Below are 15,604 nucleotides of genomic sequence, written 5' to 3' on the forward strand. Positions count from 1 at the left end.
GATTTTTCGGTTGCCGGGTCTCGGAAAGAAAATGATAACCTACCAAAATTAGAATGTATTTCCTTTGGTAGGTATGCGCATAGAGATCTGCGTTTACCATTGTCCTTGAGGTTTGCCTGCTGGCCTGAAACACTCCAAAACAAAAAGCACTACGACGAATAACCCGTTACGGATAAGCTATTGCATCTGGTGCACGAATCTAGCACCAGCAGAATCAAATCGCCAAAGTTGACTTAAACATTGTGAGTCCTGATTGAGCGAGTTTTTTGTTTCAAAGTGTTGCTTCGAAGTTGGAAGGCCAACCTGCCGAAGTAGATTACAAGAATCAGATTACCCCTCCAAATAGAGATATGTTTATCTAGATCATTGTCGATCAACTGATATGTAAAAAGCTTTGAAAAATGTTCCCGATTAACCAGTTTATAGGGCACATCGTTCGCAGCTAGGGTAAGCCCTAACTGCGCGGTTCAAGAACGATATCGGTTACTGGCTGCGAGGAGTCGGTTGCGAAATCCAGGCCCGAAGGCTTGGCTCCGGCGGCCACTAACTGAGCTCCAATCGCGGCAACCATTCCCCCGTTATCCGTGCACAGCGAGAACGGCGGAACCACTAACGTGATGCCAGCCGATGCGCAACGTGCCGCAATCAGTTCCCGAAGACGGGTATTCGCCGCAACTCCCCCACCCAACAGCAAAGTCTTCAATCCATGCTCATGCATAGGGCGCACCGCCTTGGAGGTAATCACGTCCACCACCGCTTCCTGGAAAGATGCGGAAATATCCGCTACCGTGATCGGTTCCCCCGCTGCTTCAAAGTGCTCCACGCAGCGAGCCACGGCAGTCTTCAAACCGGAAAAGGAGAAGTTGTTCCGGTGCTTCCCCGGTTCCTCGGCGGAGCCCACAAACTTCGGCAGCGACAGCCCGCGCGGGAAACGGAACGCCTTTTTGTCTCCGTCTTTGGCGGCCTTGTCGATGGCTGGGCCACCCGGATAGCCTAGGCCCAGCAAGCGGGCGGTCTTGTCGTAAGCTTCGCCGGCTGCGTCATCGATGGTCGCACCGAGCAGCTGCACATCGTTGGTTAGCGAGGTTACTTTGAGAATTTCGGTGTGGCCACCGGAGACCAGCAGCGCGCCGAAGGTCGGTGGAAGCACGGTGCCCTCCAGTTCACCGACACCCACGTGCGCCACCAAGTGGTTGATGCCGTACAGCGATTTGCCAGTAGCCAGCTCTGGACTATTTTCGGTTCCGCGTTCTCCACGCCAGCTGCTATCAAAATCGATGCCGCCCTTGCCTGCTAGGAAATCAGCATTGTCCATAACGGAGAACCACTAGTTCCTGCAACAACCAAGGATTTAGGTTGTGCTGTGGACGCGATCTTGGTGCATCTCAGGTGTTCATGGCCCTGCAACCCGGCGATGTCATTCTGATTGCCTCCCCGCACAATGCCGTCGGCTCACCCATGGTGACAAATTCAGTTGCCGAGTGCGGGGCAAGGGTAAACGGTAGAATCCGGTAATTGCATCGAAAAAGCTTGTCTCGCTAATGATCAGCTGGCCATAGAATGGCTAGTTCCTCTCGAACTATCCTGTTCAGGACTTCACCGAACTTAGTGGGACTCAGTTGAACCGCGACCTGATGCCAGCATTCATCATGGCTTACAAATTCCTCAGCGAAATCCATAAACCCCCCGTCGCAGGTGATCGCAAGACCGGCCGGATACTCCACCTTTGCGCCACGAACGGAAGGATGGCCCGGGCAAGCGAACTTCCCCGAGCCAACACCGAGTTTCAAGAACCGGCCTAGCGCCATACCAGTCTTGACCGAGCCCTCGACTAACTTCTATACGAAGGCCAGCTTGCGCACGATGAGGTTCTTGTACGTTGCCGTCCCGCCCGAAACGAACAATTTGATCCCGGAATCCGAGGCCAGAGGGAATACCCGGTGCGAGTGGACGATCCTGCCGTCCCCCAAGAACACCTCAACGCTGGAGCGGTCCACCAGGATGCGTACTTTAAGTCTTCCGCTTGGTACCGCTAATGGGCTCTTGGTTTCGCTCTTATCCCCGGGGTGGAAGCTTGGCTTGCGGTTCACATAGGCGAACCCTCCGGCCAGATAGATTCCAGTGGCCACGTGACGCGTGCCGGCTTTTGCCCTGCACAGCTCAAATCCCACGTTCTCCGGCGGGTTGGCCGGATCCCAGCTCAATTCGCATTCCAGCTCATAGGCGCTGCTCGAGAAATCCAGGATTAGCTCCCCGGATACTGCCGGGCTGCCCAAGCTTTTCGCAGGACCGGCCAGCTTGTCCAACTGTTGTACAGGAATCGAGGCGAGGTAGTAGCCTTCAGCGCCCGCGATCATCCGCACCTCGCGCACAATCATGTCATCACCGTTGTAACCATCCGTGGCCATGCTTGGGGCATTGTGTGGGTAATCCCAGAAGTTGTTCCACCCAATGACACGGCGCAGTTTGGGATTTTCACTCCCGTCGGCACGATGGTCCGGGTAGGTCACCGCACCATAGAAGTCAAAGCCCCAGTCAAGCCACTGCGGATCATCTTCCTTGGTGGTGAAGGCCTTTCCATCAAAGTCGCCCACCCAGTATGCGTAGGTGGCGGGCAGATCATGTGGCTTGCCATTGGCGCTAGTGCCAAGCACCCATTGTTTGGTTCCGTCAGAAGCCTGGATCTGGAACAGGTCCGGGCATTCGAGGGTGCCCAAGGTGGTGCGCACAAATTCGCTGGTTCTTTTCCACCGCTTCAGATTCACCGAGGTATACAACCCGATGCGGTCCCCCTCAGCATTAAGCATGACCCACTGTGAGCTTGGCTCATGCCAGATGATCTTCGGGTCTCGGAAGGCTTCCACGCCTGGGTTAGCCAGCACCGGCTTGGTTCCACCGGGTTTGAAGGTGCGTCCTTTATCGGTGGAGTACCAGAGGTACTGGGCTTGCACCCCGCGCGGTGCCTGGGTGACCAGAGCAATCAACGCGCCTTCCCCGTAGCCCGCGGTGTTCTTTTCGTCGATGACAATCGAGCCGGACCAGCAATCCCCGTTACCGCTTTCATGCTTGCTGATCGCTACGCCGTGGTCGGTGAAGTTCACGTGGTCAGTGGTGGTCGCCAATCGCCAGCTCGTACCGCTGCCTCCGAGAATGTAGTCCTCGTTGTAAAGGTAGTAGTACAGGTATTCACCGTCCAGATACACCGGACGTTGCGGGTCATTTTTCCAATTATCCGGAACGCTGAAGTGATAACTGGGACGGTAGCTCATCGCAGCAGAAGCCTTCTTCTCATTTTTCCCCCGTTTTGCAGGGGCCGCAACGGCCGCCCCAGCGCCTAGTCCGGTCACGGTCAATGCAGCGGCCGAGGTCAGAGTGGCAACGATGCTTCGTCTGGACGGTCCGCCATGGGTCATGTCTTTGTTCCGGCTCATGTCATTTCGCTTTCGTCCGCCAGCACCCAGTGCTGGCTTGATTCATCGATAATGTGCTTTTGCAGGTTGGCGCTGGTAGACCAACGCTGGATTTGTTCGCGTAGGGCCGCGCGCTTTGGTGCGTCTAAGCTACTGTCTCGGTCAGGCACCGCACCCACTAGCAGCTGAGTATATGGATGGCTCGGGTTATCCAGCAGTTGCACGGATTCTCCTGATTCCACGATTCGACCCTCGTTGAGCACAGCAATTCGGTCCGAGAGGTAACGGGCCGAAGCCAGATCGTGGGTGACGTACAAGATGGTGATCCCATGCTCGTCACGCAGCTTATGCAGCAGGTTCAACACACCAATGCGCACCGAGACATCCAGCATTGAGGTCGGTTCGTCGGCCAGAATGATGCTCGGCTTGGCCGCCAGCACTCGGGCAATCGCGATGCGCTGGCGCTGTCCGCCAGAGAGCTCATGAGGGAAAGAGGAGAGCACATCCGGGCTGAGGCCCACGGTACTCACCAGCTTTGCCATTTCACTGCGCTTTGACTTAATTTCTGGCTGGTGCAAAGTCAATGCACGTTCTAAGATATGCTCCACGCGAAAGGTAGGATTCAGCGAACCGAAGGGGTCTTGGAAGACCATCTGGACTTCGCTGCGGTACTTGCGCACCGCTGCTCCCTTCAGCCCCGCAATATCTTTTCCATTAACTAGAACCTCACCGGAATCCGGAGTTTCAAGCAGAGCAAGACAACGGGCCAGCGTTGACTTGCCGGATCCCGACTCCCCCACCAGTGCCACGATTTCCCCGCGTTGCATCTCCAGATCGATATCCCGCAAGGCAGGAATTTTCTTTCGACTAAACAGCGCGGAGCTGGTGAACGATTTGCTCAGCGAACGGATTCGCACGGCCGGACCCACTGCGGTCCGCAGGGTAGCAGTTGAAGTCATAGCAGTTCTCCTTGCGACAGCACAGGCTGATCCGAGGGAGCCACCCAATGGCCCTCACCGGTGTCTTCCAGATCCTGGATATTGGTGAATTTGGTGCCTTCGGCCAGCCCTGTGAGCTTAACCCGTGGGCCATGCAGAGGTGGGAAAGCTCCCAGCAGCGCTTGAGTATAGGGGTGCCTGGAACCATAGCGCAGCGTTGTCGCCGGAGCCAGCTCCACAATGCGACCGCCGTACATGATGCCAATACGGTCAGAGAGTTCAAGCATCAACGACATGTCGTGGGTGATGAACAAAATCGCGAAGCCGAGTTCTTTTTGCAGTTCACGGATCTGCTCCAAGATCTCCTGCTGAACCACCACATCTAGCGCAGTAGTAGGTTCGTCAAGGATCAACAGCCGAGGGTTCAAAGCACAGGCCATGGCGATGACAATGCGTTGGCGCTGGCCTCCCGAAAGCTGGTGCGGGTAAGCGCGTAACCGTACCGGATCAATGCGCACCATCTTAAGCAGTTCGCGGGCACGATGCAGCGCGGCCGCCCGGGTACCGCCACGGTGGGTGCGGATCACGTCGATGAATTGCTCACCGATACGGGTGACCGGGTTCAGTGAGTTCATGGCCGATTGGAACACCATGGCCACGTTATTCCAACGCCAGGCACGCAACGCTGCTTCATCCATGGCCAGCACGTCCGTGCCGTCAAAGAGGACCTTTCCGTTGCTGATCCGCGCAGGATCCTTGAGCAGACGCATGATCGAGTTCGCGATCGTGGACTTGCCGCATCCGGACTCGCCCGCGAGCCCAAAGATCTCACCGGAATGGATGGTGAAGCTGACCCGGTCCGCACCGCGGACCGCACGCTCGTCACTGACGTATTCGACGGTCAGGTCCTGAACTTCCAATACCGGGACGCTCATTTTTCTTCCTTTCGAGCCACTGTGGTCGCCGCGGTGCTCTTCGTTGCATGCTTAGGCCGGCGCAGGCGCGGGTTGGTAATCTCATCTACCGCGTAGTTGCACAACGCCAAGGCGAAGGCCACTAACGCAATAGCCAGACCCGATGGAACAAAAATCCACCACTGGCCGAGCATCAGCGAACCATCGCTGGTAGCCCAGAACAGGTTGGTGCCCCAGGAGAGCGTGTTTACGTCTCCCAGACCCAGGAATTCGAGTCCGGCTTGGGCACCAATGGAACCGATGATGCAGCCCAGCAAGGTGGTCATGACCACCGAGGCCATATTCGGCAAGATCTCGCGCACCATAATGCGCAGTGGACGTTCACCGGAGACCTGAGCGGCCGCCACATAATCCTTGCCCCGAATGGACATGGCTTGAGAACGCATGACGCGGGCGCTACCGGCCCAACCGGTAATCACCAGCACCACGATGACCGTTCCAAGGCCCGGCGGCATGAATGCTGCCAGGATGACCAACAACGGCAGACCCGGAACCAGCAGGAACACGTTGGTCACCAGCGAGAGCGCTTCGTCCAGACCACGGCCGAAGTAGGCACCGCTCAAACCGATCAGCACGCCGATCACGGTGGACAAGATACCAGCGGCAAAGCCTACAAATAGCGAGGAGCGCGCGCCCCACAAGGTCAAACCGAGGACGTCTTGGCCTTTGGTGGTGGTGCCCAGCCAGTGTTCCAAACTCGGAGCGGCGGCACCGGCCGAGGTGATGCGCGCCGGATCTCCCGGGAAGAACACCGGGGCCAGCAGAGCCAGCGCAATGAACACTAAAATGATGCTCAGTCCAGCCACCGCCTTGCCGTTGCGCAGCAGGGTTCGCAGCAGGCGTGTGGCGCCCAGCCGAGCGCGATCCGTGGCGCTTTCTGCCGCCGGGTCCTCGGGAATCAAGGTCAGGGAATCTGTGGTTATCTGGCTCATGAGGTTCAGCCCTTCCGCACACGAGGGTCGAGTCGGACGTAGACCAGGTCTACAAGGAAGTTCGCGATCAGCACCGCGGCGGTAATGGTCAGGAACATGCCCTGCATCAATGGGTAGTCAAGGCCTTGGACTGCAGCGAGCAGCTGGTAGCCAACGCCCGGGTAGGCGAACACTACTTCGGTGAGCAAGGCTCCACCGACGATAAACCCGATGCTCATGCCCATGCTTGTCACTGAGGGCAGCATTGCATTGCGTGCCGCATAGTTCAGCATGATGCGGTGCGGGCGCAGGCCCTTGGCCTCGGCCATCAGGATGTAATCCTCGGAGTTGGTTGCGATCATGGTGTTGCGCATGCCCAGCATCCAGCCGCCCAAGGACACCAGCACAATGGTTAGTGCCGGCAGGAACAGGTGAGCTGCCACATCCAAAATGAATTCAAGGTTGAATCCGGGGACCAGACCCACGGAGAAGGCGTGGCGCATCGGGGCAACACCCATATTGATGCCAAAGATGTACAGTGCTCCCATGGCGAGCCAGAAGTACGGGAAGGAACCGATGAATACCAGCAGTGGCGGAGCCACCGAGTCCAGGAAACCGCCACGGCGCCAGGCCGCAAAGATACCGAGCAGGTTGCCGAGGATCACCGCGATCACCAATGAGGTGATGCCGAGCAGCAGGGTCCATGGCAGTTGAGAGGCGATAACTTCGGCGACTGGCGTGGGGAAACGGGAAATCGACATACCGAAATCGCCGGTGAGGATGCGGCCAAGGTAGCTGAAGTATTCGGGGATGAGCGGGCCGCCGTCTACGCCCATCATGGTGCGTAGCGCGTCGACCTGCTGTGGTTCGAGGCGTTGCTGCGAGCGGGAAAGCATGCGGGTGACCGGGTCACCGGGCATCAGCCGCGGCAGCAGAAAGTTTAGGGTGATGGACGCCCAGAAGGCTAGCAGGTAAAAGCCCAGACGCCGGAAGAGGAAGCTCATAATATGTGTCCTTCACGAAAGTTCGCGTCATGGTGGGCAGCTAGAGGCTGCCCACCACGTGGGAGCTTGATGCTATTTCGCGGGTTCTAGGTTGGTGAGCACTAGCACGGTGGTCGGTGCGCGGTTGCTCAGAGTCGCGTAAGGGTTTTCCTCGGTGGGCCAACCAACAAAGTTCTCGGTGGTGTAGGCACCCCACTCCGGGCCAGGGAACAACGGCACAACCGGAGCTAGTTCGCTATACAGCGACTGCAAGTCATTGATGACCTGCTTTTGCTCGCCTTCATCACTGGTGGCAACAAACTTGTTCAGCAGGTCATCTGCTTTTTTGTCGCTGAAGCGGTGGTAGTTGTCAAAGGTCTGCTTGCCGACCGGCTTGACGTTTTGGCTTCCCATGAGGTTCAGGTAGTACTGATACGGTGTCGGAGCGTTAGCAGTCCAGACGATGCCGGTATCAAATTCACCGGACTCATAGGCTGCGGTCACCGCGGCCCAGTCAGGGGAATCAACGGTGGCCTTGATGCCCACGTCCTGAAGGTTCTGCGCGATAATGTTTGCTACCGACAGCCAGTCAGTGGAGCTTGAACCCACGGAGATGTCGAAGTCGAATGGTTTACCGTCTGGGGTGGTGCGCTGTCCTTGGGCGTTTTCCTTGTAGCCAGCTTCATCCAGCAACTTCTTGGCGCCTTCAAGATCGCGCTTGGTCCAGTCGCACTTCTCCACGATCGAGGCATCACGCCACTTGTCGTAGTTGCCCGACAGTCCGGTGCAGTCGGCTGGAACGGTGTAGTCGGTCATGCCGACCTTGACAACCTGCTCACGGTCCACGGCCATGCTCAACGCCTTGCGCACCCGGACGTCGGAGAATTCTTCCTTGGTGGTATTCAGCTGCCAGTTGATCTCTGCCCCGGTGGTTGGGAACCAGTAGTGGCGGTGTTCTGGATCTTTGTCCACATAGGTGGTCTGGATATCTGGCATGTAGGTCTGAGTCCAGTCGACATCGCCGGAGATGGCGGCCAGATTGGCACCGTCGTTGCCGGCGAAGGCGAGCATCCGGATGCCGCCTAGCTTCTGCTTCTCGGGCTGCCAGTAGTTCGGGTTCTTTTGCAGCTCGAAGGACTGGGCCTGGAAGTTGGCGATCTCGGTGTACGGGCCGGTGCCGACCGGGGTCGGGTTCTCTTCGTTGCCCGGCTTGTCGAACTTGGACCAGATGTGCGCAGGCACGATGACCTGCTGCCCCAATTCGTACAGTGCCGGAGCGAAGGCCTTCTTGAAGGTGAACTCCACGGTGGTCTTATCCGGGGTCTTAATGGACTTGACGTAGTCGTAGCCGCCGAGCAGTTCCTTCTGCAGTTCCACCGAGAGCTTCACGTCCTTGGAGGTCAGCTCGGTGCCGTCGGAGAACTTGACTCCTGGACGCAGGGTGAAGGTCAGCGACTTACCGTCGCTGCCAGCTTCCCAGTCGGTGGCCAGCCAGGGCACCGTGTCGCCGCCGGCAGGGTTGTAAACCAGCATGGACTCGTAGATGGACTGGCCGGTCATTGGCGCGGCGTTGGGCGAGAACGGATTGAAATTCTTGGAGAAGGTACCCATGTCTTCACGCGGGATGGTGAGGAACGCTGAGCTGGTTGTTGCTCCGTCAGCTTCGGTTCCGCCTGGGTTTGATGCAACGCATCCGGTCAGCGCGAGCGCGCCGACCACTGCGGTCGCAGCCACGGCAAGGTGCGCGCGGCGTAAGTATTTGACTATCATGGAAGTTCCTCATCCATTCATGTGATGTGTAGCGGAGGGGAAGCTCATCTTTGGCCGTGCATGGCCACAGATGAACGAATGCGTGGAGGGCAGCCGATGGTAATTTGGCGATTCTCAATCGGTGAGCCCTCTACCATTTGATTCAGTAATGACACCCCTGCCATACCCATTTCTTCAAAGGGCAAGGCGATGGTTGTCAGTTTTGGTCGCATATGTGGTGCCAGAATCTCTTGATCATCAAAACCGACGATTGAGATGTCTTCCCCCACTCGCAAACCGAGTTCCTTGATTGCGTCATAGGCGCCCATGGCGATCCGGTCATTACCGCAAAAGATCGCGGTTGGCGGATCTGGCTGAGCCAGTAACTCTTGAGTTCCGTGATATCCGCTATCGGCGGTACCGTCACCGGCAACAATCTTTGACTCTTCCTGGCTAATTCCATGATCCCGCAGAGCCTGCTTCATGCCGGTTTGGCGCCCGATCTGAGCAGGGATTCCTTGGGCAACAGTGATATGGCCAATGTTGGTATGTCCGGCCCGTGCGAGGATTTCGGCTGCGGCGTAACCGCCTGCCACTTCGTCCGGGACGATTGATGGAAATTCTCCCTCGGCGTCGAAGCAGTTGACCAAGACGCAGGGAACCGATTTTGCATTCTCCGGCACGATGATTTCTCGGTGCCAGGTGGTTGCAATGATCAACCCGCCTACCTGTTGTTCAAGGAGCTTCTCCACCGCGAGCATTTCCATGCCGGGGTCATCATCGCTGGGTGCGATGAGCAGAAAGTTTCCATCTTTCCATGCCGAGCGTTGCGCTCCCTTGATCACGTCGGTAGCAAAGGGTGATGTAGCAATCTCGGTCACCAGACCGAACCAGGCGCTGCGTTTGCTAGCCAGAGTTCGTGCAGCCGCATTGGGGCGGTAGCCCAGCATGCGCGCCGTCTGGTTGATTCTCTCTCTCGTGGCTTCGGGGATATTTGCTTCCATCCGGCCATTGAGCACAAATGAGACGGTTGTTCGGCTTACGCCGGCCGCCTTGGCGACATCGGCCATGGTCACGGATTGCTGCGTCATTTCCCCTCCTCCCCGTGAGAACAATGCGAAACTGGCCGTATTGCAGATTTGCTAACACGATTCAGTAACGCGCGTTACTACGCTGAGAAATAAGGTAACGCACATCACTTACGGGTGTCAAGCAGTCAATTCTTATTTGCGCGTAAATGCAGAACCTTGCGAAGATCGCGCGCTTTCGACAGAACCGGCATCTCCCGCGGCAAGATATTTGGGCGCACGGAACTACCCAGAAACTATTCTGGGTATTCAGGAATTTGATGATCAGACGCGGTGAAGAGACTAGTCAATTCGACTCTTGGCAAAGAAGCTTCCTGAGTCACACCGGGAGGCAGTGATACTTCCTTACAGTTCGAGCCCTAAGAATATTTAGCTCCCAAGCTCGGTCAGCTTTGGTTCAGCGGGCCTTCATTGAATCGCGCTCAATCAGTGGCATCTCCACCTGATGTTCAACAGGATCCAGCTTTCCATCAAGAAGTAGCTCAACGGCGAGCGCTCCCATTTCTTCATAAGGAAGTCTGATCGATGTCAGCTGCGGACGCAGATAGCTAGCGATAATCTCATCGTCGAAGGAAAGAACCGAAAGATCCTTACCGGGAACTAGTCCTTGTTCGGCCAATGCCTGGAATACTCCCATGGCCACGCGGTCATTCGCGCAGATGACAGCATCAGGTTTGTGCCCATCGGTGAGCATTTGAGCAGTCGCCGCATAGCCGTCAGTGGGATTCCAGTCTTCGAGAACCCATTCGCCGAGTACTTCAAGTTTCGATTCTTGCAAGGCGTTGCGCAGCGAAGTGAAGCGGCGGGTGATACTTGGATAGCTCATCGGGTCATTCTCAGCATTTTGATGCGCCCCGATCAGCGCGACGCTTCTAGCACCAGTTTCCAGAACTCGCTGCACCGCACGGGCACCGGAATCCACCTCGTTCGGCAGCACCGCGGTGCAGGGGCTGTCATCAAGTCCGTTCACCAATATGGTGGGCAGACCAGTGGCTGGGATTTTTAAGTCACGTTTCCGTGAATCCATAAATCCCAGGATGAGACCATCAACGTCCCGATGAGCCATCTGCTTGATGGCTTCAGCTAGCTGATCTGGTTTCCCGAAGGTCTCTGCAATCAGCACCGTATGGCCGCGCTCCTCGGCCGCGCGGAGAATGCCGGTGATCATGCCGGACGCAAAACGTGTGACCGTGACCTGATCAGAAATCAGCCCTAGGGTTCGAGTCTTGCCACTGCGCAATGACTGAGCGGCAGCATTTGGACGGTAACCCAGTTCTTTGGCTGCCGCGCGAACTCTCTCGGTGGCCTCTACAGAAAGCCTGGTCCCAGGCTTGTTGTTCAGGATCAAACTGACTGCGGCCTTTGACATCCCTGAAGCTTCTGCGACGTCAGCTATTGTTACCCGCTTGGCTTTTTGCGTATTCACGTGTCCTTCTTGCGACTGGGTACCTGCAATTATTCGAGCCTAGCCTATTGCAGGGACGTCCCGACGCTGTTACAGTCTTATGCTAAATCCATTTAGCATATTTTGATTAAGGATGGCGACGTTGCCCGAACTACAACAACTCGCGGTCAGGCGACCTGAGCTTCACTTCGCCCCCAAGAAAAACTGGATCAATGATCCCAACGGTTTGTTCTTTGACGGCGAGCAATACCACCTGTACTTCCAGCACAACCCCAACGGAGTTGGCCACGGCTACATGTCCTGGGGACACGCGGTCAGCACCGATCTGGTGAGCTGGACCGAACTTCCCATCGCCATCCTGCACGGGGATGTCGCAGACATCTTCTCCGGCTCCATCGTTGTGGACCAGGAGAACACCAGCGGCCTCGGAGACGGAAGCACCGCGCCGATCATCGCGATGTACACCGCGGCAGCCAAGGACGAAAGCAACCAGTCCCAAGCGCTGGCCTACTCGCTGGACGGGGGCGCAACCTTCACCAAGTACGCACAGAACCCGGTATTGGACCGTGGTTCCAAGAACTTCCGTGATCCCAAGGTCTTCCGCTACGAATCCGCCCAGGGCTCGTGCTGGGTCATGGTGGCAGTAGAAGCCATCGAACGCCGCGTGCTGATCTACCGTTCGGAAAACCTCATCGACTGGACCGAGGCATCTAGCTTCGGCCCGCAAGCTGCCACCGCCGGCATCTGGGAATGCCCGGACCTCATCCAGCTGCCGGTCGCCGGAAGCGACCAGCTCAAGTGGGTCCTTCTCGTTTCGCTGAATCCCGGCGGCGTGGCAGGTGGCTCCGGAACCCAATACTTCGTGGGAGAATTTGACGGTTTCACATTCACCCCCGACAAGCAGCAGGAAGCCCATGATTCACTGGCCTTCGAGCAGCTAAGCCAGGGCAGCTGGCTGGACTGGGGCCGCGACTTCTACGCCGGCGTCAGCTTCCACGGCCTGCCGGTTCACCAGCAAACCATCATCGCTTGGATGAGCAACTGGGACTACGCCCGCGATCTGCCCCACGACGGCTGGCGCGGTTCCATGAGCGCAGCTCGCAACCTGGACTTGGTACAGCTTGGCGACGGCGGTTTTGAAATTCGTCAACGCCTTAGCGGCTTGCCCGAGTCCCCTGTACCAACCAGCGCGGTGATTACCGGCGATACGCGCATTGAACTTAGTGCACCGGCTCTTTTGGAACTGACCCTCCCCGCTGACTTCACCGGACAGGCACGGTTGATCCTGCACCGCGCAGATCACAGCGTGATCAGCGAGGTGAGCGTTGAACCAACTCTGATTCAGCACCACCGCGGCGCAGGCAAGGTTGCGCATGAGCTCTACGCTTCCAGCCAACGCATGCCGCTACCGGAGGATTCCACCGAGCTAGTCGTCCAGGTTCTTCTGGATCATGGTTCCATTGAGATTCTGGGCGCGGATGGCCGCCGCTCACTGACCGATCAGCTCACCGGCGAAGCTGCGCCAGCCTATGGGGTGCTCCAGTACTCCGGCAGCACGCGCGCAGTTGTTGGTGTGCTGCCATTGAGTGAAACGAGCTTGGAGCGCAGCGCATGAGCAGTATTACCGTCATGGGAGAATCGTTAGTAGACGTCGTCTCGGGTTTGGCCCACCCCGGTGGTTCACCACTGAACGTTGCCGTCGGTCTCGCGCGCCTAGGACATGTTGTGCAATTCCATACCGAATTTGGTCAAGATGCCCATGGGCAACAAATTGCCGAGCATCTGAAGCAAGCAGGTGTGAATGTCGCTTCCGGCTCGGTCACCGAGCGGGCCACCTCGGTGGCTCAGGTTCACGTTGACGAGCAATTAAACGCCCATTACACCTTTGATATCCACCAACAGATTCCACCAGTGGCAGCAGACGCCGTCACCGAACTATTGCATACTGGCTCCATTGCCGCGTGGATTGAACCCTCTGGGCAGAGCATCGTTGATGCCTTCTCTCATGCCGCAACTGGTTCACTGCGCAGTTACGACCCAAATCTTCGTCCAGATCTGGTGGAAGACCGCGAAGCAGCAATCGAAAGAATCGAATTGCTGATGAGACTGAGTCATATCGTTAAGCTCAGCGATGTAGACGCTCAGTGGCTCTACCCTGATCTGGATCTGTGGGACGTATTGGCGCATGTTTCCAGCCTCGGGCCAGCTTTCGCGGTGATGACTCAAGGCGGTGACGGCTGCCTAGCTGTTGCCCACGGAAATCGATATGACATCTCGGCCTTGCCGACAGACCTCAAAGACACCATCGGCGCCGGTGACGCGTTCATGTCCGGACTTCTTTACGGTGTGCTCTCGCTACCTGAACTAGCTCAAGCGCTACGCACCGGAACCGCCTCCGAACCAGCTGATATCAGGCAAGCGCTGCACCACGCGTTAACTTCGGCAGCATTAACCGTGGCACAGGCCGGTGCGAATCCGCCGTGGGTCAACGATTTCTCCCGCGCACTAGCTCACTAAGAACTTTCCAACGATTACAAAGAAACCAGGGCAAAGATGACTGGACTAAGCACAACTCTTAGAAACCCTACGTACCTTCACAGTTCCTTCTCGATGCTGCTGTTCTTCGCATCATGGGGAATTTGGTGGTCATTCTTCCAAATTTGGCTCACCAGCGAATCCAACGGTTTGGGGCTAAGTGGCGCACAGGTCGGTACCGTCTATTCGGTGAACTCGCTCGTGACGCTGTTCTTGATGTTCGGCTATGGTGCTCTGCAAGACCGACTGGGTCTGAGAAAGCACCTTGCGGTAGTGATTGCCGCGGTGACCGCGCTCACCGGACCATTCTGCATGTGGGTCTACCAGCCGCTGCTGCAGTCCCATTTCATGATGGGGGTTATTGTCGGCGCAGTCGTATTCTCCGTTGGATTCCTTGCAGGCGTAGGCCTCTTTGAAGCGCTTACCGAACGTTACAGCCGCCGCTTTAACTTCGAATACGGACAAGCGCGCATGTGGGGATCGTTCGGTTACGCCGTCGTGGCACTGGCTGCAGGCTTCCTGTTTACCATCAACCCAATGCTGAACTTCTGGATCGGCTCCGTACTCGGAGTGATTCACCTGCTGATGTTGTTGCTTTGGCGCTTCGAAGCCAAACCAGCAGCTCCTCTCCCAAGCAGCGGAAAACTGTCTCCAGCATCTACTCCGGGTTTTCGTGAAATGCTGGGCCTTTTCCGTTTACCAAGCCTGTGGCTCATCATCGTATTCGTGATGCTGTCCTGGACGTTCTACACGGTCTTTGATCAGCAAATGTTCCCCGACTTCTACACCGGGCTCTTTGAAGACCAAGAAACCGGTCAGCAAGTATATGGCATCCTCAACTCGGTGCAGGTCTTCGTTGAAGCCGCCATGCTGGGACTCGTACCTCTGCTAATGCGCCGCGTGGGCGTGCGTTCAGCACTGCTCTTGGGTGTCGCCATCATGTTCGTTCGTATCTTGGGCTGCGCGCTCGTTGATGATCCACTGCTCGTCTCCGCAATTAAGATGCTGCACGCCATCGAAACGCCGTTGTTCATTCTTCCGGTGTTCCGTTACTTCACCCTGCACTTCAACCCGGCGTTGTCTGCAACCTTGTACATGGTTGGGTTCCAAGTATCGTCGCAGATTGGAAACGTCTTGCTCTCCACACCGTTGGGCATGCTCCACGACCAGGTGGGCTACCGCCAGACCTTCATCACTATCTCGTTGGTAGTGCTGCTTGCTGGAGTCTATGGATTCTTTGCGCTGAAAAAGGACGATCAGCAAGTCATGGGTGACCCATTCATTCGTCACTCAAAAACTGCTGTTGACGCCTAACTGGGCGTTCGTTCAAGCGGGGCGGGTTGCTATGGAGACTCACAGCAGCCTGCTCCGTTAACGCGTTGTCAACCGTTCGCCAGAATCTCGCTCATGTTAATGCATCATCATCGTTCATTCATGACGCTGCGCCCGGGTACTGTCATTTTGACCGGCCTGCCTGCTAGATGTCGCCAGAACACCCCGGGCAATGAGGTCTTCTGCCGTGTTGAGGGAATTGGCGAACTCCGCAACCGGGTTATTGCAGGCTCCTACTCATCTACATGATCAACGTAATAAGCGTCCGCACCCCGAAGG

Annotated in this window: 13 protein-coding genes; 4 read left to right on the top strand and 9 right to left on the bottom strand. The window is 56.9% G+C overall.

All coding sequences use genetic code 11. The features are described 5' to 3' along the window. Window positions 1-454: 454 nt before the first annotated feature. From LG294_RS12340 to LG294_RS12380, 9 genes are all read right to left on the bottom strand, one after another. The gene (locus LG294_RS12340; protein WP_404286135.1) at window positions 455-1,315 is read right to left on the bottom strand and encodes a tRNA (adenosine(37)-N6)-threonylcarbamoyltransferase complex transferase subunit TsaD; all 861 of its coding nucleotides are present in this window, start codon (window positions 1,313-1,315) and stop codon (window positions 455-457) included. A gap of 523 nt (window positions 1,316-1,838) precedes the next feature. Next, window positions 1,839-3,431 carry a glycoside hydrolase family 32 protein gene (locus LG294_RS12345; protein WP_404286137.1) on the bottom strand — a complete coding sequence of 531 codons (1,593 nt, stop codon included), beginning with the start codon at window positions 3,429-3,431 and terminating at the stop codon, window positions 1,839-1,841. Then, window positions 3,428-4,369, bottom strand: coding sequence for an ABC transporter ATP-binding protein (locus LG294_RS12350; RefSeq protein WP_404286139.1), 942 nt, complete (start codon window positions 4,367-4,369; stop codon window positions 3,428-3,430). Before LG294_RS12350 ends, LG294_RS12345 begins: the two co-directional genes overlap by 4 nt. Next, a complete protein-coding gene (locus tag LG294_RS12355) occupies window positions 4,366-5,283 on the bottom strand; it encodes an ABC transporter ATP-binding protein (RefSeq protein WP_404286141.1) in 918 nt (305 codons plus the stop codon). Before LG294_RS12355 ends, LG294_RS12350 begins: the two co-directional genes overlap by 4 nt. Next, a complete protein-coding gene (locus tag LG294_RS12360; RefSeq protein ID WP_404286143.1) occupies window positions 5,280-6,254 on the bottom strand; it encodes an ABC transporter permease in 975 nt (324 codons plus the stop codon). The genes LG294_RS12355 and LG294_RS12360 overlap by 4 nt, the downstream gene beginning before the upstream one ends. A 5-nt stretch (window positions 6,255-6,259) precedes the next feature. Further along, window positions 6,260-7,237 carry an ABC transporter permease gene (locus LG294_RS12365; RefSeq protein WP_404286145.1) on the bottom strand — a complete coding sequence of 326 codons (978 nt, stop codon included), beginning with the start codon at window positions 7,235-7,237 and terminating at the stop codon, window positions 6,260-6,262. 72 nt (window positions 7,238-7,309) lie between these two features. Continuing rightward, window positions 7,310-8,986, bottom strand: a complete 1,677-nt coding sequence (locus tag LG294_RS12370; RefSeq protein ID WP_404286147.1) for an ABC transporter substrate-binding protein — start codon at window positions 8,984-8,986, stop codon at window positions 7,310-7,312. Between the two features lie 44 nt (window positions 8,987-9,030). After that, window positions 9,031-10,056, bottom strand: coding sequence for a LacI family DNA-binding transcriptional regulator (locus LG294_RS12375; RefSeq protein WP_404286149.1), 1,026 nt, complete (start codon window positions 10,054-10,056; stop codon window positions 9,031-9,033). Window positions 10,057-10,450: 394 nt separating this feature from the next. Continuing rightward, entirely contained in the window at window positions 10,451-11,422 is a 972-nt protein-coding gene (locus LG294_RS12380) for a LacI family DNA-binding transcriptional regulator (protein WP_404286151.1), read from the bottom strand. Between the two features lie 178 nt (window positions 11,423-11,600). Between LG294_RS12380 and LG294_RS12385 the strand changes: the two genes are divergently transcribed. From LG294_RS12385 to LG294_RS12400, 4 genes are all read left to right on the top strand, one after another. Then, window positions 11,601-13,073: a glycoside hydrolase family 32 protein gene (locus LG294_RS12385; RefSeq protein WP_404286153.1), complete on the top strand. Its 1,473-nt coding sequence runs from the start codon at window positions 11,601-11,603 to the stop codon at window positions 13,071-13,073. Continuing rightward, window positions 13,070-13,975 carry a carbohydrate kinase gene (locus LG294_RS12390; RefSeq protein WP_404286155.1) on the top strand — a complete coding sequence of 302 codons (906 nt, stop codon included), beginning with the start codon at window positions 13,070-13,072 and terminating at the stop codon, window positions 13,973-13,975. The genes LG294_RS12385 and LG294_RS12390 overlap by 4 nt, the downstream gene beginning before the upstream one ends. A 93-nt stretch (window positions 13,976-14,068) precedes the next feature. Then, complete coding sequence (locus tag LG294_RS12395) at window positions 14,069-15,307, top strand: MFS transporter (RefSeq protein ID WP_404286157.1); 1,239 nt, start codon at window positions 14,069-14,071, stop codon at window positions 15,305-15,307. 120 nt (window positions 15,308-15,427) lie between these two features. After that, window positions 15,428-15,574 carry a fumarylacetoacetate hydrolase family protein gene (locus LG294_RS12400; protein ID WP_404286159.1) on the top strand — a complete coding sequence of 49 codons (147 nt, stop codon included), beginning with the start codon at window positions 15,428-15,430 and terminating at the stop codon, window positions 15,572-15,574. Window positions 15,575-15,604 lie beyond the last annotated feature (30 nt).

Origin of the sequence: Glutamicibacter arilaitensis, from assembly GCF_044793945.1 — a bacterium.
In the GTDB taxonomy this organism is placed as follows: domain Bacteria; phylum Actinomycetota; class Actinomycetes; order Actinomycetales; family Micrococcaceae; genus Glutamicibacter; species Glutamicibacter arilaitensis_B.